Annotated in this window: 21 protein-coding genes; 11 read left to right on the top strand and 10 right to left on the bottom strand. The window is 50.3% G+C overall.

All coding sequences use genetic code 11. From position 1 onward, the window contains the following. Positions 1–69: 69 nt before the first annotated feature. On the bottom strand, positions 70–1,218 hold the full coding sequence (locus tag ACO0LG_RS12830; RefSeq protein ID WP_423026871.1) for an ABC transporter substrate-binding protein: 1,149 nt from the start codon (positions 1,216–1,218) through the stop codon (positions 70–72). Between the two features lie 466 nt (positions 1,219–1,684). Here ACO0LG_RS12830 and ffh point away from each other — a divergent pair, with 466 nt between their 5' ends. After that, a complete protein-coding gene (gene ffh / locus ACO0LG_RS12825) occupies positions 1,685–3,052 on the top strand; it encodes a signal recognition particle protein (RefSeq protein ID WP_423026869.1) in 1,368 nt (455 codons plus the stop codon). Positions 3,053–3,310: 258 nt separating this feature from the next. Continuing rightward, on the top strand, positions 3,311–3,730 hold the full coding sequence (locus ACO0LG_RS12820) for an SWIB/MDM2 domain-containing protein (RefSeq protein ID WP_423026867.1): 420 nt from the start codon (positions 3,311–3,313) through the stop codon (positions 3,728–3,730). A gap of 134 nt (positions 3,731–3,864) precedes the next feature. On the opposite strand, the gene ACO0LG_RS12815 is transcribed toward ACO0LG_RS12820, so the two are convergent. The 4 genes from ACO0LG_RS12815 to ACO0LG_RS12800 all read right to left on the bottom strand — a co-directional run bounded on the left by ACO0LG_RS12815 (position 3,865) and on the right by ACO0LG_RS12800 (position 7,855). Beyond that, positions 3,865–4,533 (bottom strand): hypothetical protein, encoded by a 669-nt coding sequence (locus tag ACO0LG_RS12815; protein WP_423026865.1) that lies wholly within the window; start codon positions 4,531–4,533, stop codon positions 3,865–3,867. Between the two features lie 15 nt (positions 4,534–4,548). Beyond that, on the bottom strand, positions 4,549–5,244 hold the full coding sequence (locus ACO0LG_RS12810; RefSeq protein ID WP_423026863.1) for a hypothetical protein: 696 nt from the start codon (positions 5,242–5,244) through the stop codon (positions 4,549–4,551). Between the two features lie 152 nt (positions 5,245–5,396). Continuing rightward, complete coding sequence (locus ACO0LG_RS12805) at positions 5,397–5,915, bottom strand: lytic transglycosylase domain-containing protein (protein ID WP_423026861.1); 519 nt, start codon at positions 5,913–5,915, stop codon at positions 5,397–5,399. Positions 5,916–6,118: 203 nt separating this feature from the next. Further along, complete coding sequence (locus ACO0LG_RS12800) at positions 6,119–7,855, bottom strand: proline--tRNA ligase (RefSeq protein ID WP_423026859.1); 1,737 nt, start codon at positions 7,853–7,855, stop codon at positions 6,119–6,121. 224 nt (positions 7,856–8,079) lie between these two features. On the opposite strand from ACO0LG_RS12800, the gene ACO0LG_RS12795 reads away from it, so the two are divergent. Further along, a complete protein-coding gene (locus ACO0LG_RS12795; RefSeq protein WP_423026857.1) occupies positions 8,080–8,661 on the top strand; it encodes an RNA pyrophosphohydrolase in 582 nt (193 codons plus the stop codon). Positions 8,662–8,664: 3 nt separating this feature from the next. Continuing rightward, on the top strand, positions 8,665–9,171 hold the full coding sequence (locus ACO0LG_RS12790; RefSeq protein ID WP_423026855.1) for a CNP1-like family protein: 507 nt from the start codon (positions 8,665–8,667) through the stop codon (positions 9,169–9,171). A gap of 80 nt (positions 9,172–9,251) precedes the next feature. Here ACO0LG_RS12790 and proB read toward each other — a convergent pair whose 3' ends face one another. From proB to rplU, 4 genes are all read right to left on the bottom strand, one after another. Then, a complete protein-coding gene (gene proB, locus ACO0LG_RS12785; RefSeq protein ID WP_423026853.1) occupies positions 9,252–10,370 on the bottom strand; it encodes a glutamate 5-kinase in 1,119 nt (372 codons plus the stop codon). A gap of 276 nt (positions 10,371–10,646) precedes the next feature. After that, positions 10,647–11,759 carry a GTPase ObgE gene (gene obgE, locus ACO0LG_RS12780; RefSeq protein WP_186952093.1) on the bottom strand — a complete coding sequence of 371 codons (1,113 nt, stop codon included), beginning with the start codon at positions 11,757–11,759 and terminating at the stop codon, positions 10,647–10,649. A 414-nt stretch (positions 11,760–12,173) separates the two neighbouring features. Then, on the bottom strand, positions 12,174–12,443 hold the full coding sequence (gene rpmA / locus ACO0LG_RS12775; RefSeq protein WP_186952092.1) for a 50S ribosomal protein L27: 270 nt from the start codon (positions 12,441–12,443) through the stop codon (positions 12,174–12,176). 48 nt (positions 12,444–12,491) lie between these two features. Next, on the bottom strand, positions 12,492–12,803 hold the full coding sequence (gene rplU, locus ACO0LG_RS12770) for a 50S ribosomal protein L21 (protein WP_110255243.1): 312 nt from the start codon (positions 12,801–12,803) through the stop codon (positions 12,492–12,494). Positions 12,804–13,076: 273 nt separating this feature from the next. On the opposite strand from rplU, the gene ispB reads away from it, so the two are divergent. From ispB to ACO0LG_RS12735, 7 genes are all read left to right on the top strand, one after another. Then, positions 13,077–14,057 (top strand): octaprenyl diphosphate synthase, encoded by a 981-nt coding sequence (ispB, locus tag ACO0LG_RS12765; protein ID WP_423026851.1) that lies wholly within the window; start codon positions 13,077–13,079, stop codon positions 14,055–14,057. A 323-nt stretch (positions 14,058–14,380) separates the two neighbouring features. Beyond that, a complete protein-coding gene (gene pilB, locus ACO0LG_RS12760) occupies positions 14,381–16,108 on the top strand; it encodes a type IV-A pilus assembly ATPase PilB (RefSeq protein ID WP_423026849.1) in 1,728 nt (575 codons plus the stop codon). A gap of 15 nt (positions 16,109–16,123) precedes the next feature. Beyond that, the gene (locus ACO0LG_RS12755; RefSeq protein WP_423026847.1) at positions 16,124–17,359 is read left to right on the top strand and encodes a type II secretion system F family protein; all 1,236 of its coding nucleotides are present in this window, start codon (positions 16,124–16,126) and stop codon (positions 17,357–17,359) included. Positions 17,360–17,394: 35 nt separating this feature from the next. After that, on the top strand, positions 17,395–18,219 hold the full coding sequence (locus tag ACO0LG_RS12750) for a prepilin peptidase (RefSeq protein WP_423026845.1): 825 nt from the start codon (positions 17,395–17,397) through the stop codon (positions 18,217–18,219). Beyond that, positions 18,219–18,845, top strand: coding sequence for a dephospho-CoA kinase (gene coaE / locus ACO0LG_RS12745; protein ID WP_423026843.1), 627 nt, complete (start codon positions 18,219–18,221; stop codon positions 18,843–18,845). The genes ACO0LG_RS12750 and coaE overlap by 1 nt, the downstream gene beginning before the upstream one ends. 174 nt (positions 18,846–19,019) lie before the next feature. Beyond that, entirely contained in the window at positions 19,020–19,775 is a 756-nt protein-coding gene (gene zapD / locus ACO0LG_RS12740; RefSeq protein ID WP_423026841.1) for a cell division protein ZapD, read from the top strand. Between the two features lie 2 nt (positions 19,776–19,777). Next, the gene (locus tag ACO0LG_RS12735) at positions 19,778–19,957 is read left to right on the top strand and encodes a DNA gyrase inhibitor YacG (protein ID WP_423026839.1); all 180 of its coding nucleotides are present in this window, start codon (positions 19,778–19,780) and stop codon (positions 19,955–19,957) included. A gap of 112 nt (positions 19,958–20,069) precedes the next feature. Here the strand turns inward: ACO0LG_RS12735 and ACO0LG_RS12730 are convergent, their stop codons facing one another. Next, positions 20,070–21,626 (bottom strand): sigma-54-dependent transcriptional regulator, encoded by a 1,557-nt coding sequence (locus ACO0LG_RS12730; RefSeq protein ID WP_423026837.1) that lies wholly within the window; start codon positions 21,624–21,626, stop codon positions 20,070–20,072. Positions 21,627–21,653: the final 27 nt, after the last annotated feature.

The following is a 21,653-nucleotide window of genomic DNA, read 5'->3' as shown; positions in this document are numbered from 1 at the left end:
GTACAAGCGCGTTGCGAAAACCCGGACTATTCCTATCGCGCATTCCGTGTTTTCGCACTGAAGTATGCGTTAGCGCAAGAATTTGCCATCCCGCCCTATCATCGTCAGGTCGACAAACTCGCTGCCGCTGTGGTCGCGATCACTATAAGTCACTGTGACGCCACCCAAATCAACCTTGTGCATGGATTCCAGCGCACGTATCAGGCCTTCTCGTGTCAGGCCCTTGCCTGCCCGTTTCAAGCCTTCTACCAGCAATTTGGCAGAAACAAAACCTTCCATCGCCGCATAAGATGGGGGTACGCCGTTGTCCTTGGCGATGGTCTTGAATTCCTGCCCCAAAGTAGAAGATACCAGATGCGGCGCAGGCATAATCTGCGACACCATCACACCAGTTGCTACCGGACCCAGTGAATCAATGAAGGACTGCGAAGCATTGTTCGACAAAGTCATGATTTGTACGGTGCTGCCTTTCGCACGCAAACCACGGATAAGTTCTGCCACGGTGGTCGCTGAACCAACGATGATGAGCGCCTTGGCTGGTGACTTGAGAACCTCGTCTATTGCTTTGGGCAGGTCAGGCTTTGCCCTGTCATATTTGCTGACCAGAGAAGGCTTGAGTTTGAAGCTGTCCATCGCATTGGTAAAACCGATCAAGCCATCGCCACCAAAAGTATCATCGACATGCAGGATGGCGATATCTTTGAGGCCTATCGTAGAAAACTGCTCCACGGCTTTTTTCACCTCATCCTGATACCTGGCCCTGACATTGAATACATAGCGGTTAACAGGGTTATGAAACACTGCGGCACCAGTACTCGGTGCCACCAGTGGCACTTTGCTGGACGATAGTATAGGCAGGATAGCCTGGGTATGTGGCGTGCCACGCGACTGGAACAAGGCAAAGACATGATCTTTCTTAATGAGCGTCTCGGCATTGGCAGCGGCAATGACAGGATCAAACTTGTCATCGACGATGTGCAGCTCTATCTTGCGGCCGTGCACGCCACCATTTTTATTGACCTGGTTGAAGTAAGCCGCAGCACCAGCATTCATTTCTTTGACCGGCCCGGCAATCTGCCCGGTCAGTCCTACAGTTTGTCCTATTAATATGCTATTGTCTGTGACACCTTCTTCTGCCTGGCTATAGCCAGACGTAGCAATCAGGGTGCACAGGGCAAATATGCGTGGCAGGCGCCAGGCACGGTGAAGTCGACTCATGATTGTCTCCAGATTATTGAGCGTCTATTTTTTTGAACCGGCGACAAAATCCGGCTGACATTGCAGAATGTCCAGCCAACTTGATTTTGCAACAAGCTCTGGGATAGCGCTCTTATTAGCAGACTTCATACCAAGCACGAATGAAGACCCGCACCTCGGTTTTAACTGATTTTTTGAGTAAAATATATCAGTAGTATCCCTCATGCGTCTGAAAATCCGCACGGACATTTCAAATAATTCTGGATTTTCAGAATTTTGACCGCATATGTTGCCCACATCAGGTGAAATAGGCGAAATGCCTGACCCGGCCACGGGTTCAGGTAAAATGCCTGCTGTTGTTGCTACTCAGTTGCTATTGAGTTGCGACTCTTTGTTATTGAGTTGCTACTGAACTGCGACTACCGCCTGTTGCAGGCAGTAGTGAGCCGCACCCTATTGAAATTTTCTTAATATCCCCTAAGCCAACATGCTCGATAATCTTACCCAGCGCCTAGCCAAAGTCGTCAAGACCATGCGCGGCGAAGCCCGCCTGACTGAATCCAATACCGCCGACATGTTGCGCGAAGTGCGCATGGCCTTGCTGGAGGCTGACGTTGCCCTGCCAGCAGTGCGTGAACTGATCGCCCGCGTCAAAGAAAAAGCCATGGGTGAAGAAGTCATTTCTTCCCTGACACCAGGTCAGGCCCTGGTCGGCGTGGTGCAAAAAGAACTGGCCATCCTGATGGGTGCCGACCTGGGGGAAGATGCTTCGCAACTGAGTTTTAATTGCCAGCCACCAGCGATCATCCTGATGGCTGGTTTGCAGGGTGCTGGTAAAACCACGACAGTCGGTAAGCTGGCCAAATATCTGCGCGAGCAAAAGAAGAAAAAAGTATTAACCGTTTCTGCCGACGTTTACCGTCCGGCAGCGATAGGCCAGTTACAGACAGTGACATCACAGGTTGGCGCAGATTTTTTCCCGTCCTTGCCTACCGATAAACCAGTGGACATTGCCCTGGCTGCACTTGACTACGCCAAAAAGCATTATCACGATGTGCTGATTATCGATACTGCCGGTCGCCTGGGTATTGACGAAGCGATGATGCAAGAGATTGCCGCAGTCCACGCTGCCGTCAAGCCGATAGAAACGTTGTTCGTGGTCGATGCCATGTTGGGTCAGGATGCCGTCAATACCGCCAAAGCTTTTAATGATGCCCTGCCTTTGACTGGCGTGGTGCTGACCAAGCTTGACGGTGATGCACGCGGTGGCGCTGCCCTGTCGGTACGTTATATCACCGGCAAACCGATCAAGTTTGTCGGTGTTGCTGAAAAACTCGATGGCCTGGAATCTTTCGATGCTACCCGCATGGCCAACCGTATTCTGGGCATGGGCGACATCCTGGCACTGGTCGAATCGGCGCAAAAAGGCATGGATGTGGCCGCAGCGCAGGATCTGGCGCACAAGATCAAGGATGGCGGCAAATTCGACATGAATGATTTCAAGATGCAGATTTCGCAGATGAAGAACATGGGCGGCCTGTCCAGCCTGATGGATAAGTTGCCGGCACAAATGCAGCAGGCTGCCAGCGGCGCCAATATGGACCAGGCTGAAAAACAGGTGCGCCGCATGGAAGGCATGATCAATTCCATGACACCACAAGAAAGGTCCAAGCCAGAATTGATCAAGGCTTCGCGCAAGCGCCGTATCGCCGCTGGTGCAGGCGTACAGATACAAGAAGTGAACCGCATGCTGGCCCAGTTTGAGCAAATGCAGTCCATGATGAAGAAATTACGTGGTGGTGGCATGATGAAGATGTTGCGCGGTATGAAGGGAATGATGCCAGGAAAACGCTGAGTTTTTCTCAGTATTTCTGTTCATATTTCCCTCTATAAAAAATGCCGGATAGCAGCCAAAATGGCGCTAATCCGGCATTTTTTTATGCGTAAATCCAACGACAGGCAAATTCCTGCACTTTTTCAGTAAAAACCCGCAAAAAACACTTGCATCCCTGTAAAAACCGCACCACTATTAGCGATGCGTGAAGTGACGCAATGCAGGAGCTTTTCAAAACGATCAAAGCTCCGTCCACGAAATTTGTGAAGGAGGCTATTTATGGCAACAGCACCAAAAAAACCAGCAGCAAAACCGGCAGCCAAACCAGCGGCTAAACCAGCAGCTAAACCGGCAGTAAAAGCAGCAGCTCCAAAGGCAGCAGCAGCGAAACCAGCAGCAAAAGCAGCAGCTCCTAAAAAAGCCGCAGCAGCCAAGCCAGCAGCAGCACGCAAGCCAAATGCAGCGTTCATGAAACCGATGACTATCTCCCCAGTTCTGGCAGCAGTCATCGGTGCAGCAGCAATTCCTCGTACTGAAGTCACTAAAAAAGTATGGGAATACATCAAGAAACACAAACTGCAAGACGAAGCAAACAAACGCAACATCAACGCGGATGACAAGTTGAAAGCCGTTTTCGATGGCAAGAAACAAGTGTCCATGTTTGAAATGACTAAACTCATTTCCGGTCATCTGTCCTGATTATCAGGAAGAGATTTCTGCAGTTGCTTTGGGAAACTTAAAGGGAAGCAGTCAGTCCCATCCCAAACAAAAATGCCCGCATCGCGCGGGCATTTTTGTTTTTATTTTCTGTACACGCTTTTACAAATATATTCTTACAAATTACCACAGGTCACAGGTACAGTCGGCAACTCATTGCCAATGATCTCGCCGGGTTTGCGGTGCAGGATGCAATAGGTGCCAAATGGGGTAATCACTTTAGATACCGGTCGCCCATCGCCAAGTGTATGCACTTCATGCTTATAGCTTTCACGCATAACGGTTGATGATGACTGGATTGCGGCACCAAATTTTTCCATCGCTGCGGGCGCTGATTTGGCACTGACCTTGTCACGGTACTGAAAATCTTTTTTCAGGCTATTGAAAATATCCCGCGTATCGCGGCTAACCGGTGCCTCAACGCCGGGACGTGCCGACTCTTTTTCTACTGGTGAAATCGCTTGCTGATTGTCACTGACTGCAGCTTTGTCATTGATACTGATAGCGGCACTTTGCCGTGACGCTGGCATGCCCCTGCTTTGACGGGATGACGCTGTGACAGCCTGCATAGCTGGTGAACGTGCTACCAGTTTCACTTGGTCGGGCTGCCGTAAAAAAATCAAGCTGCCGCTATTCGCTTGCGTCAACTCGTCTTTGCGCATCGCTTTCAACTGCGGCCACAGCACATATAAACCTACATGCAGCAGGAAGACTCCGAAGAGTATGCCAGCCAATATGCGCGACTCATTGCTTTGTGCAGAGTGGTAACAAGGAGTTGCCAGCATGAGCCTGTCCTCGCCTCAATAACTACCGCAACTGACAGTCCGTATGCCCGGCGCCCTGGTGATATCTGCACCTGGTTTTGCACCTACCACACAATATGAGCCTGCTGGTGTCGTCACCTTGGTCATGGCCGTGCCGTCCGCCATGATGATGTTCTGATAGCTGGTGCCACGCGGACGCGCAGCGGCAGCGACATTGATACCAAATTGCACCATCGATGACTTTTCTGGCTTGATATCGGTCAGGATGCGGTTTGGCATTTCACGTTCTACCTGCTTGATGACTTTGCTGATGTCGCGCTGGATCAAGATGGGGCTATCGCCACTGAAAGTCGGTGTGCTGGTTTCTGTATTCGCAACAGGGACAGGTGCGATAGTGATGCTTGTGCCTGCATCATTGTTGACCGGCGTAACGGGGCTGGCCGGCACGACTACAGTGCGGGGTTTATTTGGCGCAGGCAATTGGCTGGGTGATATCGCTGGTTTGATCACAGGCGCCGTCTGTTCTGGCTTGGGTTGTACGGGTGCCTCCAGCATGCGGACCACAAAAGCCAGTGGCGTGCTCACTTCATTTTTATGCCTGACGATGCTGGGCCACAACAGGATTAACAAGAGATGCGCGAGCAGTACTGCAAGCAGCAATTGCCAGCGTGAACGCAATAGCTTGCGCCAGTCTGTACTGCCAAATTCTTCTTGATAAAAGAGTACCTGCATGTTTGGTCTTGGTGTAATCCTGAGTATGACCGAGCATTCTGGAATGCCCGGTCATACTTGACCCGTGATTTATTCAAAGGACTATTTTACGAGACCAGGGGTAGCATAAATTGCTACATGAACAGCGATACAGATTTTACGTAGCAAATAAATCAACTGGTGAATTCCCAGTTTTTCCAGTTGGACAGCACTGCTTTAGGATATTCAGGACGGCCTCGGCTACCGTTATAACGGCCCAGTGCCAGGTAAAGATCACCCTTTTCCATATCGATGTACAGGCGCAAAATCGAGCAGCCATAACGCAGATTGGTTTGCATCTGGAACAGTTTTTTCGCATCACCATCGCCTATCACGCGCGACCAGAAAGGCATGACCTGCATATAACCCCGCGCACCAACCACAGAAGTCGCATATTTGCGGAAGGCAGATTCGACCTGTATCAGCCCCATGACCATGGCAACATCCAGGCCTGCACGCTTGGATTCATACCAGATGGCATCCAGCAATTCCTTACGGGTTTGCAAATCAGGTATGCGTCGCTTCAGACGAGTGGCCATTTCCCCCTGCCAATTGAGGTATTTGATACGTTCGTCGATATTGGTAAACGTGGGTTTAGGTGGCGTGGAATCAGACACAGCTTTGGCCAGCGCAAGACGGACGGAGTCTGCCATGGCTTCTTCTTTTTGATTACCAGCTTGCGCTGGTAACACAGAAACAGCCAACAGGCAGATCGCCGCATGAAGGATGGATTTTCTCCGTCCTTCACATATAACTCGTGTGATTTGCGTGGCTTGCAGATCAAACTTGCTGCTAACGCTCAATCTTCCTTTGCACCAGACGCAAAAGCGCAAGAAAAAATACTTCATCCTGCTACTTATTTATCTGCCATCTTGGCCTTGATAAAGGCCAGCATCCCGGCCACCGGCACATTGCTGGCTTCAGTATCGCGACGGCCCAGATATTCGAGCTGGCCTTCCTTGAGGCCACGGTCACCGATGACGACACGGTGCGGCACGCCTATCAGTTCCCAGTCAGCAAACATGGCACCGGGACGCTCGCCACGGTCATCCAGTATCACGTCGATGCCAGCAGCCAGCAATGCGTCATACAGCGATTCAGCCTCAGTCCTGACGGCTTCGCTGCGGTCCATACCCATAGGGCAGATGACGACTTCAAACGGTGCAATCGCCGTTGGCCAGATGATGCCCTTGTCATCAAAATTCTGCTCTATGGCTGCACCCAGGATGCGGGTGATGCCTATGCCGTAACAACCCATTTGCAGCAATTGTGGCTTGCCATTCACATCGAGGAAAGTGGCTTTCATGTCGTCGGAATAGCGGGTGCCGAGCTGGAAGACATGGCCCACTTCAATACCACGCTGTATGGCCAGTAGACCTTTGCCATCCGGTGAAGGATCACCAGCGACAACGTTGCGCAAATCAGCAACCACTGGCTCAGGTAAATCACGGCCCCAGTTGGCACCAGTGAAATGGAAGTCAGCTTCATTTGCGCCACAGACAAAGTCCGCCATGTTGGCGACAGTTCTGTCGGCCACGATATTGACGGGCTTTTGTGTGCCGATAGGGCCGAGATAGCCTGGCTTGGTGCCGAAATGCTCGATAATTTCTGCCTCGGTGGCAAAACGATAGTTGGCCATCCCAGCTATCTTACCGGCCTTGACTTCATTGAGCTCATGGTCACCACGTAACAGCAACAGCCAGATTTGCGCTGCCTTGCCGTTGTCTTTTTCAGCATCAACAGCCAGCACGATGGACTTGACCGTGGTTTCCAGCGGAATATTGAGCAACTGCGCGACATCTTCACACTTGGCTTTACCAGGCGTGGCAGTCTTGGTCAGCGCCGCAGCAGCGGGTGGGCGACTGGTTTGCGTAGGCAAGGCTTCTGCCGCTTCCATATTGGCGGCGTAATCAGAGGTCGGGCAATACACCAGCGCATCTTCACCAGTGTCGGCAATGACGTGAAATTCATGTGAGCCAGATCCACCAATGGCACCGTTATCAGCCGCTACCGCACGGAATTCCAGGCCAAAGCGCTGGAAAATACGGGTGTAGGCGTCATACATGACTTCATAAGACTTTTGCATGCCTTCGACATCGCGGTCAAAGGAATAAGCATCTTTCATGGTGAATTCACGGCCACGCATGAGACCAAAGCGTGGGCGGCGTTCGTCGCGGAACTTGGTCTGGATGTGATAAAAATTCACAGGTAACTGGCGATAGGAACGGATTTCTGTACGGACGACGTCAGTAATTGCTTCTTCAGACGTAGGCTGGATGATGTAATCACGGCCATGGCGGTCTTTCACGCGCATCAGTTCCGGGCCCATCTTGTCCCAGCGGCCAGTTTCTTGCCAAAGTTCTGCCGGTTGCACGACGGGCATCAGCATCTCGATCGCTCCGGCGCGGTTCATTTCTTCACGAACAATATTCTCCACTTTGCGGATGATGCGCAAGCCCATGGGCATGTAGTTATAGATGCCGGAACCGAGGCGTTTAATCATGCCCGCACGCATCATCAGTTTATGGCTGACGATCTCGGCATCGGCAGGAGCTTCTTTCTGTGTAGAAATAAAAAATCGTGTAGCACGCATGACAGTGATTCTTTTTAAATGGAGGGTTATAATCAACTCAATTTTAAAGGATTAGCTGGCTAATGCGCCCACTCTTTGCACATTTGATGAAGGAAACTGCGATTTGTTCGCCTCCCAGGGGGCTGTCCGTCGAAAAACGCGGTATTTTGCGACGAAACAAACGCTCTCTACGCTATCTATTGCAGGAGCAAGCCGTTTAGCCACAGAAAGTTTTGAGGTTGAACATGCTGGATCGTGAAGGCTTCCGCCCTAACGTTGGCATAATTTTGCTAAACGCCAACAATGAAGTCTGGTGGGGAAAGCGGGTGCGCGAGCATTCCTGGCAGTTCCCCCAGGGTGGCATTAAATATGGCGAGTCTCCGGAACAGGCAATGTACCGGGAACTCGAAGAAGAAACCGGCTTACTGCCTGAGCATGTCAAAGTCATAGGACGTACCCGCGACTGGCTGCGCTATGAAGTGCCGGATCATTTTATCAAGCGTGAAATTCGCGGGCACTATCGTGGGCAAAAACAAATCTGGTTTCTGTTGCGCATGATAGGCCGCGATTGCGATGTGAATTTGCGGGCCAGCACCCATCCTGAGTTTGACGCATGGCGCTGGCATGACTATTGGGTACCACTGGATGTAGTGATTGAATTCAAGCGCGGCGTGTATCAACTGGCCTTGCAGGAATTGTCACGCTATGTGCACCGCACCGAGCACCCCAATTCCAACCGCAACCGCTATTTGCGCAATCAGCAACAGTCGCAACTATCGCCAAAAAACCAGGATTGCAATAAAACCGAGCCGGAAGAGTCCAAATAATTTATGTTGAATAAAAAATTACGTCATATCGCCATCATCGGTCTGGCCTTGCTGCCAGTCAGCCTGGCTTTTGCAGCAGATGAAGAGGAAGAAGACAAAGAATGGCGTGAAGTCGCCCTGCAATTGCCAGAAGCGCCCAAAGCTGAAAATCTCTTGAATTTTTACAAGAGCCCCAGCCAGTCTTTTGCCATTGACACCAAATCGCTGACGGTGGCGGCAGACGGTACCATACGTTACAGCCTGGTTGCCACCAGTGCTGGCGGTGCGAAGAATATCAGTTATGAAGGTCTGCGTTGCCAGACTTATGAAGTCAAACTGTATGCATTTGGCCGCCCGGATGGCACCTGGTCACGCTCGCGCCGCAATCAATGGGACACCATCACCAACACTGGTGCCAACAAGCAGCATGCCACTTTGTTTTCTGAGTATTTTTGCGAAGGCAAAACCATCGCAGGCAAAGCCAGTGTCTTGCTGGACAAGTTGCGTGGCAAGAAAACGTCGTATTACTAATAGCAAGATGTACGAATAACATGGGCACTGAGTCAATTCAGATTCAGCGCCCATTTTTAATGCTCAGTGTTATATTCGATTTACAACAAAACCAGGTTGTCGCGGTGTATCAGTTCCGACTCTTCAACAAAACCGAGCATGGATTCAATGTCAGAAGAAGCATGACGCTTGATGCGGCGCGCATCTGCGCTTGAATAATTAATCAGCCCTCTGGCTACCGGTGTACCTGCCTCATCACAGCAAGTGACAACGGCACCGCGGCTGAATTCGCCCCGCACATCAAGCACGCCTATAGGCAATAAGGATTTGCCTTCACGCGTGAGTTTTTGCACCGCACCAGCATCCAGCACGACCTGGCCCAGCGTTTGCAGATGGTCCATCATCCACTGTTTGCGCGCAGCTACCGGAGCCATTTGCGAAATCAATTGTGTACCGATGGCTTCACCTTGCGCCAGGCGCACCAAGACATTGTCCTCGCGTCCCCAGGCGATGACGGTATGCGCACCAGAACGGGCACCGCGTTTTGCTGCCAGTATCTTGGTCAGCATGCCACCACTGCCCAGACTGGAGCCTGCGCCGCCAGCCATGGCCTCCAGCGCCAGGTCACCTGCCCTGGCCTCATGGACAAAAGTGGCATTCGGGTCTTTGCGCGGGTCAGCGGTGTAAAGGCCTTTCTGATCAGTCAGGATGATCAGGGCATCGGCTTCGATCAAATTAGCAACCAGCGCACCCAGTGTGTCGTTATCACCAAACTTGATTTCATCGGTGACCACCGTATCATTTTCATTAATAATGGGAACGATGCCCAGGCGCAGCAAGGTAAACAGGGTAGAACGCGCATTCAGGTAACGTTCGCGGTCGGCCAGGTCAGCATGCGTCAATAAAATCTGCGCGGTGCCTATCTGATGTTCACGAAAGCTGCTTTCATAAATCTGTGCCAGGCCCATTTGCCCGACAGCAGCGCAAGCCTGCAGTTCATGGATGGCAGTTGGCCGTTTTTCAAAGCCCAGACGTTGTCGCCCTTCAGCTATCGCGCCGGAACTGACCAGCACCACTTCCTTGCCCATGGCGCGCAGGCCTGCTATCTGGGCGGCCCATCTGGCGATGGCCTGTTTGTCCAGCCCCTTACCATCGTTGGTGACCAGGGATGAACCTACTTTGATAATCAGACGTTTTGCCTGTTGAATGACAGATTGCATAAATGAGTACGGATATGATTTGGCGGCGTTGCTGCAATAAAGCGGCAAACAAATTAAAATTATACTTTATATGGATACTGTCTTTGCAATCTAAATTTAATTCATATTTAAAAGGTGTATGCTAATTTTTATGAGATTTTCATTATTAAAAAGAAATTATTCCAATATCAGAATAATCATTGATATTCTATCCTTCGGGATACCAGGCATTTGACGAGCAGACGATTGCAGGCGGTGGCAGGCGTAAAAAAAACCTGGCTTTCACCAGGTTTTCTATTAGTCTTCCAGTACTTTAAATCGCGGATCATCCGGATCAATGGACAAGATGCCCTGCGCTTCTTCTTTCATCGTGGTTTCTTGCGAACGCTGTTCATGCGTACGCTTTTCTTCCAGGTATTTATAGATCTCGGTCACCAGCTCTTCGCAGCCTTCACGATTCAAGGCGGAGATTTCAAAGACCGGGCCTTTCCAGGCAAAGCGCTTGATGAAGTCTTTGACCTTTTTCTTGCGTTCATCTTCGGTCAGCACGTCGAGCTTGTTGAGTACCAACCAACGTGGCTTCTCATACAGGCTTTCGTCATACTTGCGCAATTCCTTGATCAGGGCCTTGGCTTCTTTGACAGGGTCGACAGCTTCATCAAACGGTGCCAGATCAACAATGTGCAAGAGCAAACCTGTGCGTTGCAAATGTTTCAAGAATTGGATACCCAGACCAGCACCATCAGCAGCGCCTTCGATCAGACCAGGGATATCGGCGATGACGAAGCTTTTTTCATGACTAACACGGACCATACCCAGATTAGGATGCAGGGTCGTGAAAGGATAATCAGCGATTTTCGGACGTGCATTTGATACCGCAGTAATGAAAGTGGATTTACCGGCATTTGGCAAACCCAGCAAACCTACGTCAGCCAGTACTTTCAATTCCAGGCGCAATTCGCGGCGTTCGCCTTCTTTACCATCAGAGCGCTGACGTGGCGCACGGTTGGTGGAGGTCTTGAAGTGAATATTACCCCAACCGCCCTCGCCGCCTTTGACCAGTTCAACTTCCTGGCCATGTTCAGTCAGATCAGCGATGACTTCATCGGTGTTTCTGTCGCAAATCTGGGTGCCAACCGGCATGCGCAGACGGATATCGTCAGCGCCTTTGCCGTAGCAATCTGCACCACGGCCATTTTCACCGTCTTTGGCTTTGTGCAATTTGGAATAGCGATAATCAACCAGAGTATTGATATTACGGTCAGCAACTGCCCAGATACTGCCGCCACGGCCACCATCACCACCGTCAGGACCGCCAAATGGGCGGAATTTTTCACGACAAAAGGATGCCACACCATTGCCACCGTCGCCGGCGATTACTTCGATACGGGCTTCATCAATAAATTTCATTTTTACCACCTAAAAAAGCTTGTATAAATTTTTGTAACCTGATGGAACAATAAATTTATACAGGATTTCTTCAAATTAAAAGGGTCAATACCAAACTGCCATGCAGGATGTGCTTAGCACCTGTTTTCGATCTTACTGCGCGGGCGCAACCGGAGTTCATGCGAGGCTCATATGCTGCTCAAAATGCTCATTTACTAGAGTACATTCCGCTTTTTGCGCTGCGGTTTTTATTACCCTGACCCCGCTGACGCGCGCTCGCAAAAGATCGCAAACAGGTTCTTACGGAGAGGTTAACTTGCGGAAAGATAACCGCAATGAGTTGGAACGGAGACTGATCCAACTAAAAAGGCCCCACCGATGGCAGAGCCTTTTTGTCATACTGGCTTGCGCCCTGCGTTGAATTACTTCAATGCATTACGCTGCTGCTGCGTCTGCAACAACAATAGCGAACTGGTGACGTGCTGCACCTTTGATCGCAAATTGTACTTTGCCATTAACCAGAGCGAACAAAGTGTGATCTTTGCCCATACCAACGTTTTCACCAGCGTGTACGCGAGTGCCGCGTTGACGAATGATGATACCGCCGGCATTGATAGCCTGGCCGCCGTAAACTTTAACGCCAAGGCGTTTTGATTCTGAGTCACGACCATTGCGCGTGGTGCCGCCGCCTTTTTTGTGTGCCATTTTTAATTAGCTCCTTAAATACAGGTAGATTGATTGCTGATCTACAGATTAGCCGTTGATAGAAACGATTTGCAGTTCAGTGTAGTTTTGGCGATGGCCTTGACGTTTCTGATAGTGCTTACGACGACGCATTTTGAAAATGCGCACTTTGTCGTGACGACCGTGATCTATAACCTTAGCCAGCACCGTAGCACCTGCGACCAATGGAGCACCAAATTTAATGGTCTCGCCAGCGCCCAATGCGAGCACTTGATCAATGGTGATTTCGGAGCCAATGTCTGCAGGTATCTGTTCTACTTTAAGTTTTTCACCAGCGACAACTTTGTATTGTTTGCCTCCGGTTTTTATGACCGCGTACATGTGAAACCTCATCAAATAAATATTAGGGATTTTCTCCCCGCCAGACAAAAATGCACCTGGGAAGTCGGGAAAACCCCAAATTGTACATAATCCAGCCAAAAGCGTCAAAGACTATTTGCATATTTTTTCAGCACACCCATGGTAAACAGGCAATTGGCCGCTGATAAATAGAGGACGCACAAGAGAACTGGCGCAAAACTGGTGCAATTCAAGCAAATACCAGCACTGCATCGTATAATCGCGGTCATCCCGGATTCTTATGCAGGTTCTCCCTTGTCTGCCACAAACAACCAAAACCCCATCACTGAACTGATCGCCGTCGATATGGACGAAGTGAATCAGGTAATCCGCAACAAACTACATTCTGAAGTTGCCCTGGTCAACCAGATCGCCGAATACATTATCAGCGCAGGCGGCAAACGCATACGCCCGGTACTGGTATTGCTGGTCGCGAATGCCTTCCAGTATCAAGGCAAGCATCATCATGAACTGGCCGCGATCGTCGAATTCATCCACACCGCTACCCTGCTGCATGATGACGTGGTAGATGAATCATCCATGCGCCGTGGCCGCAAGACTGCCAATGCCCTGTTTGGCAATGCTGCCTCGGTCCTGGTGGGCGACTTTTTGTATTCCCGTGCCTTCCAGATGATGGTCTCCATCAATAGCATGCAAATCATGCAAATCCTAGCAGATGCGACCAATGTCATCGCTGAAGGCGAAGTCTTGCAGTTATTGAATATGCATGATCCTGACGTGACTGAAGAACGCTACCTGCAGGTAATCCGTTCAAAAACCGCAAAACTGTTTGAAGCCGCAGCAGAAATCGGCGCTCTCATCGCCGGTGCCAATCAGGCAGAAATCGAGGCTGCTGGTGAATATGGCCGTTCTCTGGGCACTGCTTTCCAGTTGATTGACGATGTGCTGGATTATTCAGGAAATGCCAACGACATAGGTAAAAACGTTGGCGACGACCTGCGTGAAGGCAAACCCACACTGCCTCTGATCTACCTGATGAAAAACGGTAGCGAAGAAGAGCGTGAATTGGTGCGTGCTTGCATAGAAAACGGCGATGAATCCAAATTTGATGCCATACTGGCTGCTATCACGCAATCAGGTGCGCTGGCTTATACCCAAAGCGAAGCCGTGAAAGCAGCCGACCGTGCTGCTGCTGCCATCTCGGTATGGCCAGATAATCAATACAAACAAGCAATGGTCAAACTGTGTGCCTTTGCAGTTGGCCGCAATCATTAAATCGCATATTTCGCGGATTTAACAGATTGTTACAAAATCGGGCAGGATAACATCACTGCCCGGAATCCACGCGCACCACGGAAACAAAAGAGTGGTAAATTCATCGTGGCAATTTGTCTGAAAACATTCTATACAGAGTAAAGAAGCTGCAAATCTTTGTCGTCAACAGCGTATAGATTTAAAACTCGGTGCAGCGGTCACAGCGTTGCATTTTTTGCCCACCCTCTGGTGACCACACCGGGGAACGACTTTACAAATAACAGGCTTAGTTGCATTATCCTGAGGCAACTGATTGTATTGGCAAATTTTACTCAAAAGATCCTATGTCCGCAGTCTTACCCAATTCAGCATCCCAGATGCCAAGCTCTGGCCTGGCGAGAGCGTTGACGCAGGCCAATTTATTGACGCCTGCCCAAGTCGACACTGTCAGCAAAAAAGCGCAGGCAGACAAAACCGGTTTTATTGATGCCCTGACGCAAAGTGGCACATTCAGCGCGCGTGACCTGGCAACATTTTGCTCGGATGCATTTGGTTATCCTCTGCTGGATTTATCAACAATTAATGAGTCGCAGATTCCGGAAAAACTGGTCGATCAAAAACTCATGCAGTCCCAGCGTCTGATCGCCATTGCCAAAAAAGGCAACAAGGTTTCCTTGGCAATCTCTGACCCGACCAATAATTCTGCCCTCGATCAAGTCAAATTCCAGACTGGCCTGGGAATAGACATCATCATCGTGCAGCACGATGCTCTGGTCAAATTACTGGAAAAACTGGGTAAGTCTTCAGAACAAAGCTTGAATGAAATTGGTGGTGATGAATTCGAGCTGGAATTCAAAGAAGAGGATATGGGCGCCGCCGCCGCCGAAGCACAGGCTACAGAAATTGATGACGCTCCAGTCGTCAAATTCCTACAGAAAATGCTGATTGATGCGATTAATCTTGGCGCGTCCGATTTACATTTTGAACCCTTTGAAAAATTCTACCGCATACGCTTCCGCGTCGATGGTGAGCTGAGGGAGATTGCCCAGCCACCACTGGCCATCAAAGACAAGCTGTCTTCCCGTATCAAGGTTATATCCAAACTCGACATTTCGGAAAAGCGTGTTCCGCAAGATGGTCGTATGAAGTTGCAATTGAATGCCAACAAGTCCATCGACTTTCGTGTGAGCACTTTACCTACCCTGTTTGGCGAAAAGATTGTTATGCGTATCTTGGACGGTTCACAGGCGCAGATGGGTATTGATGCCCTTGGCTATGACCCGGACCACAAAGCCATTTTAATGGAAGCAATCCAGCGGCCTTACGGCATGGTGCTGGTGACTGGACCTACAGGTTCCGGCAAAACCGTTTCCTTGTATACCTGCCTTAACGTCATTAACAAACCTGGCATCAATATCTCGACGGCAGAAGATCCGGCAGAGATTAACTTGCCTGGTGTGAATCAGGTCAACGTCAACGACAAAGCTGGCCTGACGTTTGCCGTCGCCCTGAAGTCCTTCTTGCGTCAAGATCCTGATGTCATCATGGTAGGTGAGATTCGTGACCTGGAAACTGCCGATATCGCCATCAAGGCTGCGCAAACTGGCCACATGGTGTTCTCTACCCTGCATACCAATGATGCGCCTGCTACCCTGACCCGTCTGATGAATATGGGCGTGGCACCTTTCAATATCGCTTCATCCGTTATTTTGATTACGGCACAAAGGCTGACACGCCGTCTTTGTACTTGCAAAAAACCGGTAGAAATCCTCGATGAAGTCTTACTGGCAGCAGGCTTCAAGGATGAAGATCTGGATGGTACCTGGAAACCATATGGTCCAGTGGGCTGTGACCGTTGCAACGGCGGCGGCTACAAGGGGCGGGTCGGGATCTATCAATTGATGCCAATATCCGTAGCTCTGGAACGCCTGATTTTGGCCAGTGCCAGCGCCCTGGAATTGGAAGAGCAGGCACAAAGAGAAGGTATCAGGAATTTGCGGCAATCCGGATTAATGAAAGTCAGACAGGGACTGACCAGCCTCGAGGAAGTCCTCGGATGTACCAACGAATAATAAGAGAAAATTAATATGGCAACCAATCTGGCAAAATCGGCAAAAGCAGGCCAACCCAAAGAGCAATTGTACGCCTGGGAAGGCAAGGACAAGTTTGGCAAAGTCGTCAGGGGCGAAACACGCGCTGGCGGTGAAGCCATCGTGAATGCCACTCTGCGCAGGCAAGGCATTCTTGTTACCAAGCTAAAAAAGAAAAGTTATACTTCCGGCAAGGCGATTACCGACAAGGACATCACTTTGTTTACCCGCCAGCTGGCAACCATGATGAAGGCGGGTGTGCCGCTGTTGCAGTCTTTTGATATCGTATCCAAAGGCCATAGCAACCCTTCCGTGTCCAAATTATTGCAGGATATTCGTGGCGACGTAGAAACCGGTACCAGCCTGAACGCGGCTTTCCGCAAATTCCCCCTGTATTTCGACCCGCTGTTTTGTAATCTGGTAGGTGCTGGTGAGCAAGCGGGTATTCTGGAAGACTTGCTGACCCGACTGGCCATTTACAAAGAAAAAACCATGGCCATCAAGGGTAAGATCAAGTCAGCACTGACTTATCCTATCGCCATTCTGGGTATCGCCTTCATCGTGACCGCCGTTATCATGATCTGGGTGGTCCCAGCGTTTAAGCAGGCCTTCAGCAGCTTTGGTGCAGAATTACCAGCACCTACCCTGATCGTCATGAACATCTCGGACAATTTCGTCAAATATTGGTACATCATCTTTGGCGGTCTGTTTGGCAGCATCTACTTCTTTATGCAGACATGGCGTCGCTCATTAAAAATGCAACAATTCATGGACAGAGCGTTGCTGCAGGCGCCAATTTTTGGCGATGTGATTAAAAAAGCAACTATTGCCCGCTGGACGCGTACGCTGGCCACCATGTTTGCAGCGGGTGTGCCTTTGGTTGAATCCCTGGATTCAGTCGGCGGTGCTGCTGGCAATGCTGTATATCTGGATGCAACGATCAAAATCCAGACTGAAGTAAGTACAGGTACCAGTTTGACTGTTGCCATGCAGAATGCAAATGTCTTCCCTGCCATGGTGACGCAGATGGTGGCCATTGGTGAAGAATCCGGTGCGCTGGACCAGATGCTGGGCAAGGTTGCTGACTTCTATGAAGATGAAGTCGATGAAGCCGTTGCTGCTCTATCGAGCCTGATGGAACCTATCATCATGGTGATTCTCGGTGTGGTCATTGGTGGCCTGGTAGTAGCCATGTACTTGCCTATCTTCAAAATGGGTTCGGTTGCAGGATGATTGAGACGTTTTTATTTGCCGGGCCGCAGCATGGATTGTCCACAATAGCCTTCGGGCTATTGGGACTCTTGATAGGTAGTTTTTTGAATGTGGTGATTTATCGCATGCCTAAAATGTATCTGCGTGAAGTGGATAATTTTGTCGCAGAACATAGGCAGGAGCCAATGCCACACCAGGACAAGTTTGACCTGATGCTGCCTCGTTCTGCCTGTCCGCATTGCGGGCACAAGATCACGGAACTGGAAAATATACCGATCATCAGCTACCTCGTCATTGGTGGTAAGTGCACGGGCTGCAAAGCCAAAATCTCTATACGCTATCCCCTGATAGAAGCACTGACTGCCCTGCTCACTGCTGGCATGATCTGGCATTTTGGCAGTGGCGTAATGGGCATGAGTGCGGTGGTCTTTGTCTGGTTTCTGATCGCCATGACCTTCATCGATATTGACCATAAATTGCTGCTGGATGATCTGACCCTGAGTCTGATGTGGCTGGGCCTGTTGTTGAATGCCTATGGCGGCTTTGCTACTTTGAAGGACGCAGTACTGGGTGCCGCTATTGGCTACATGTCGTTATGGTTAATCAACTGGATTTATGAAAAGCTGCGTGGCAGACCTGGCTTTGGCTATGGCGATCTCAAGCTCTTGGCAGCCTTTGGTGCCTGGATGGGCTGGAGCATGTTGCCCGTTATTGTTTTATTATCGACCCTGGTGGGCTCTGTCATAGGTATAGGACAAATTATCTCGAAGAAATTTGGTTGGGAAACAGAAATACCCTTTGGCCCCTACCTGACTGGTGCCGGTTTGATAGCGCTGATTTGGGGTCGGCAAATTGTCGATTTTTACCTGAGCACCTTGTAATGGCTGGCAATTACGTAGCCGCTTTTTCGCTAGGTCTGACAGGTGGTATAGGTAGCGGGAAAACCACGGTCGCCAATATGCTGGGCGAACTAGGTGCTGCGCTGATCGATACCGACCTGATCGCTCATCAGTTAACAGTGCCCGGCGGTCTGGCTATACCTGGGATACGTACGCAATTTGGTGATGAATTTATTACGGCTGACGGTGCCATGGACAGGGCTGGCATACGGCAACTGGTGTTTGCCGATACCGCACAAAAACTGAAACTCGAAGCCATATTGCATCCGCTGATACGTACAGAAACAGAACGTGCAGCAACCGAAGCCAGGGGTGACTACCGCATTTTCGTGGTGCCTCTGCTGGTGGAGTCTGGCAACTGGAAGCAACGCGTAGATCGTATTCTGGTCGTTGATTGCGATGAAGAGACGCAAATCAATCGTGTCATGTCGCGCAATCAATTAAGCCGGGAACAGGTAGAGGCCATCATGCGCAACCAGGCCAGCAGGCAAGCAAGGCTGGCTGCAGCTGATGATGTCATTGTCAACAATGGTAATCTTGAAAATATTAGTGAAGAGGTTTTACGCTTGCATGAGCTGTATCTGAGACTGGCAAAAAATAAGCATTAGAGACCAGAGCCGCACGCAAACGCCAGTATCAGCAAGAAGATATTGAATGCGCATGCAACATTTTCCTACAAAAAAAATAATGGAAATCTGCACGCGGTGTTTGTAATTTCACACAGTATGGTTCAGAATCATGTGCAGCTTTGATGAGCACCAAATTTTGACAGGGAAACTATTTTGATTGTTTACGAATACCCTTTTAACGAGCGTATTCGCACGTTATTGCGGCTGGAAGACTTATACGAAAAATTCACGTTTTTCTTGCATCAGTCTGATCCCATGCAGCATCACGTTGCCCTTGCCACCATTTTTGAAATGTTGGAAGTCGCTGGTCGCGCCGACCTCAAATCCGATCTCTTGCAAGAACTCGAAAGACAAAGACATACCCTCATCAGTTTTAAGTCCAATCCCAATGTACAGGCAGAAATGCTGGATAAAGTATTGGATGATGTTGACCGCGCCAGCAGCGCCCTGGTTGCCAGCACAGGCAAGACCGGACAGAACGTGCGTGACAATGAATGGCTGATGAGCATACGTGGCCGCACCATTATCCCTGGCGGCGCCTGCGAATTTGACTTGCCCAGCTACCATGCCTGGCAAAAAAATACGGCAGAAAAACGCTTTGCCGACATCAGCGCCTGGTTTGCCCCTATCGCTCCGCTGTTTGATGCCATCAATGTAGTCTTGCGCCTGTTGCGTGAATCTGGCTCTACATCGAAAGTCATTGCCCAGGCTGGCAGTTACCAGCAGATGCTACAAGGCAAGGTCTATCAGTTATTACGCGTCAATGTCATGCAAGAACTTGGTGCCATTCCTGAAATCTCGGCGAATAAATATATGTTGTGGATACGTTTTATGTCCCAGGATGGCGACATGAAGCCCAAGGCCTACGAAAACGATATCCCGTTTGACCTGACTCTCTGTAATTTCTGAACATGGCTACTTTTGTTGATTGCCCCACCTGCAAAACCAAGGTGGAATGGAAAGAAGCGAACCGCTGGCGTCCTTTTTGCTCTGAACGCTGCAAGCAAATTGACCTGGGTGCCTGGGCTGAAGAGAAATACACGATACCTACAGTCAATTTACCTGAAGACCCTGAAGAATTGGCTGAATAATCCACTTCCCTGAATTAGAACGTGTTTACGATCTGTAGCGAGCGTGTGTCAGCAAGGTGAAGAGCAGCGCATGCGCCTTGATCTAGCACGCACTTAAGGTCATCAACACGTCTTAGCGTTTTTGCGGGATACCGTATTTACGTAGTTTGGTGGCGATCATGGAATGCGAAGTTGCCAGACGCGTCGCCAGCTTACGGCTGGATGGATATTGCGGATACAGGTTTTCCAGCAAACTGCGCTCAAAGGCGTTGACCGACAATTCCCAGCTCTCGGTGGCATCGCTCTTCACCACATCAGCCGTGATGCTGCCCTCAGCCCAATCCAAGTCAGCAGCATCCAGTACCCGCTGGTCCGACATGGTAATCGCGCGGAACACCACGTTCTGTAATTGCCTGACATTGCCAGGCCAATGATTGGACACTAAAGCAGCGCAGGCCGATGAATTCAAACGGCATACCGGCTTTTGCGCCTGGGTGCAGGCACGTTCTATGAAATGCCTGGCCAGCGGCAGGATATCGTCAGGTCGCTCGCGCAGCGCTGGCATTTCCAGGTGCAAGACATTCAGGCGATAGAACAAGTCCTCACGGAAACTGCCCTCCTGCACCATCTTGCGCAAGTTTCTGTGGGTAGCGCTGATGATGCGGACATTCACCTTGACCTCTTTATCACTACCTATGCGACGGAACTTGCCATCATTCAAGAAGCGCAGGAGCTTGGCTTGCAGATAAAGCGACATCTCGCCTATCTCATCGAGAAAGACCGTGCCACCGTCCGCCATTTCAAACAGGCCAGGCTTGCCACCGCGCTGGGCACCGGTGAAGGCGCCAGACATGTAGCCAAATAATTCACTCTCAGCCAGGCTTTCTGGCAAGGCTGCGCAATTCAGCTCCAGGAAAGCCGCATTGCTACGGCCACTGACGCCGTGGCAAGCCTGGGCCAGCAATTCCTTGCCAGTGCCGGTCTCGCCTGTGATCAGCAAAGGGGCATCGACCACGGCTACCCGTGCTGCCTTGGTTTTCAGGCTGCGTATCTGTTCTGACTCACCGATGATGAAATGAAAGCCACTGCCTTCCGAATGTTGCAAGGCATGCAGGCGGCCACCTATGCGGGTAGGTGCGTGAAAGGTCAGCACGGCACCTACCGAGCGGCCATGGGTAATATCGAGGCCTTGTGGCTCTGATACTGGCGTCACATCCATGAAATAGGGCTCACCATTGAGGCTGACTTCACGGCTGGGAAGGCGGAAACCACAATTGACCAGTTCTTCCTGTATGCCCGCATCGTCAAGTACCTGGTTCAGGCTGCGCTGGCAAAGGCTGGACTCACTCATGCGGGTTGCCGTCGCAGCCGCGACATTGGCAATCACGATATGGCCGCTGGCATCGATTGCCAGCACCGGGTCTTCCATGACGGCCATCATGGTGTCGAGATTGAGGCGTCTGCGTATGCCGGGCAAGACATCCAGCACCTTGATTTCACCTACCCCGCGTACAGACTGGCAATCAGTCTGCAATGAGGGGAGCATGAATTCAAGCAGTTCAGGGCTGTCGATATAGATATTGGGTGGGTCAACTTCAACCGCTACCACATTGAGCCCACGACGCGCCAATACTGCCAGTATTTCGTGGGCAATACCTACTCTGTCCTTGAACTGGATATTGATGCGCATGCGTTGCTTTGTGATGAAACGATGTAA

Source organism: Undibacterium sp. Ji42W (genome assembly GCF_049340405.1).
GTDB lineage: Bacteria > Pseudomonadota > Gammaproteobacteria > Burkholderiales > Burkholderiaceae_D > Undibacterium.
Note: the sequence above shows the minus strand (reverse complement) of the source record. Positions and strands in the feature narration are given on the sequence as shown.

Coding starts and splice junctions, on each gene's coding strand:
- ACO0LG_RS12755 (WP_423026847.1), top strand. CDS start 16,124: ATGGCAACCAATCTGGCAAAATCGGCAAAAGCAGGCCAACCCAAAGAG.
- ffh (WP_423026869.1), top strand. CDS start 1,685: ATGCTCGATAATCTTACCCAGCGCCTAGCCAAAGTCGTCAAGACCATG.
- rplU (WP_110255243.1), bottom strand. CDS start 12,803: ATGTACGCGGTCATAAAAACCGGAGGCAAACAATACAAAGTTGTCGCT.
- proB (WP_423026853.1), bottom strand. CDS start 10,370: ATGCAATCTGTCATTCAACAGGCAAAACGTCTGATTATCAAAGTAGGT.
- ACO0LG_RS12820 (WP_423026867.1), top strand. CDS start 3,311: ATGGCAACAGCACCAAAAAAACCAGCAGCAAAACCGGCAGCCAAACCA.
- ACO0LG_RS12795 (WP_423026857.1), top strand. CDS start 8,080: ATGCTGGATCGTGAAGGCTTCCGCCCTAACGTTGGCATAATTTTGCTA.
- ACO0LG_RS12735 (WP_423026839.1), top strand. CDS start 19,778: ATGGCTACTTTTGTTGATTGCCCCACCTGCAAAACCAAGGTGGAATGG.
- ACO0LG_RS12810 (WP_423026863.1), bottom strand. CDS start 5,244: ATGCAGGTACTCTTTTATCAAGAAGAATTTGGCAGTACAGACTGGCGC.
- pilB (WP_423026849.1), top strand. CDS start 14,381: ATGTCCGCAGTCTTACCCAATTCAGCATCCCAGATGCCAAGCTCTGGC.
- ACO0LG_RS12790 (WP_423026855.1), top strand. CDS start 8,665: ATGTTGAATAAAAAATTACGTCATATCGCCATCATCGGTCTGGCCTTG.
- ACO0LG_RS12815 (WP_423026865.1), bottom strand. CDS start 4,533: ATGCTGGCAACTCCTTGTTACCACTCTGCACAAAGCAATGAGTCGCGC.
- coaE (WP_423026843.1), top strand. CDS start 18,219: ATGGCTGGCAATTACGTAGCCGCTTTTTCGCTAGGTCTGACAGGTGGT.
- ACO0LG_RS12730 (WP_423026837.1), bottom strand. CDS start 21,626: ATGCGCATCAATATCCAGTTCAAGGACAGAGTAGGTATTGCCCACGAA.
- ACO0LG_RS12805 (WP_423026861.1), bottom strand. CDS start 5,915: ATGGCAGACTCCGTCCGTCTTGCGCTGGCCAAAGCTGTGTCTGATTCC.
- rpmA (WP_186952092.1), bottom strand. CDS start 12,443: ATGGCACACAAAAAAGGCGGCGGCACCACGCGCAATGGTCGTGACTCA.
- ACO0LG_RS12830 (WP_423026871.1), bottom strand. CDS start 1,218: ATGAGTCGACTTCACCGTGCCTGGCGCCTGCCACGCATATTTGCCCTG.
- ACO0LG_RS12800 (WP_423026859.1), bottom strand. CDS start 7,855: ATGCGTGCTACACGATTTTTTATTTCTACACAGAAAGAAGCTCCTGCC.
- obgE (WP_186952093.1), bottom strand. CDS start 11,759: ATGAAATTTATTGATGAAGCCCGTATCGAAGTAATCGCCGGCGACGGT.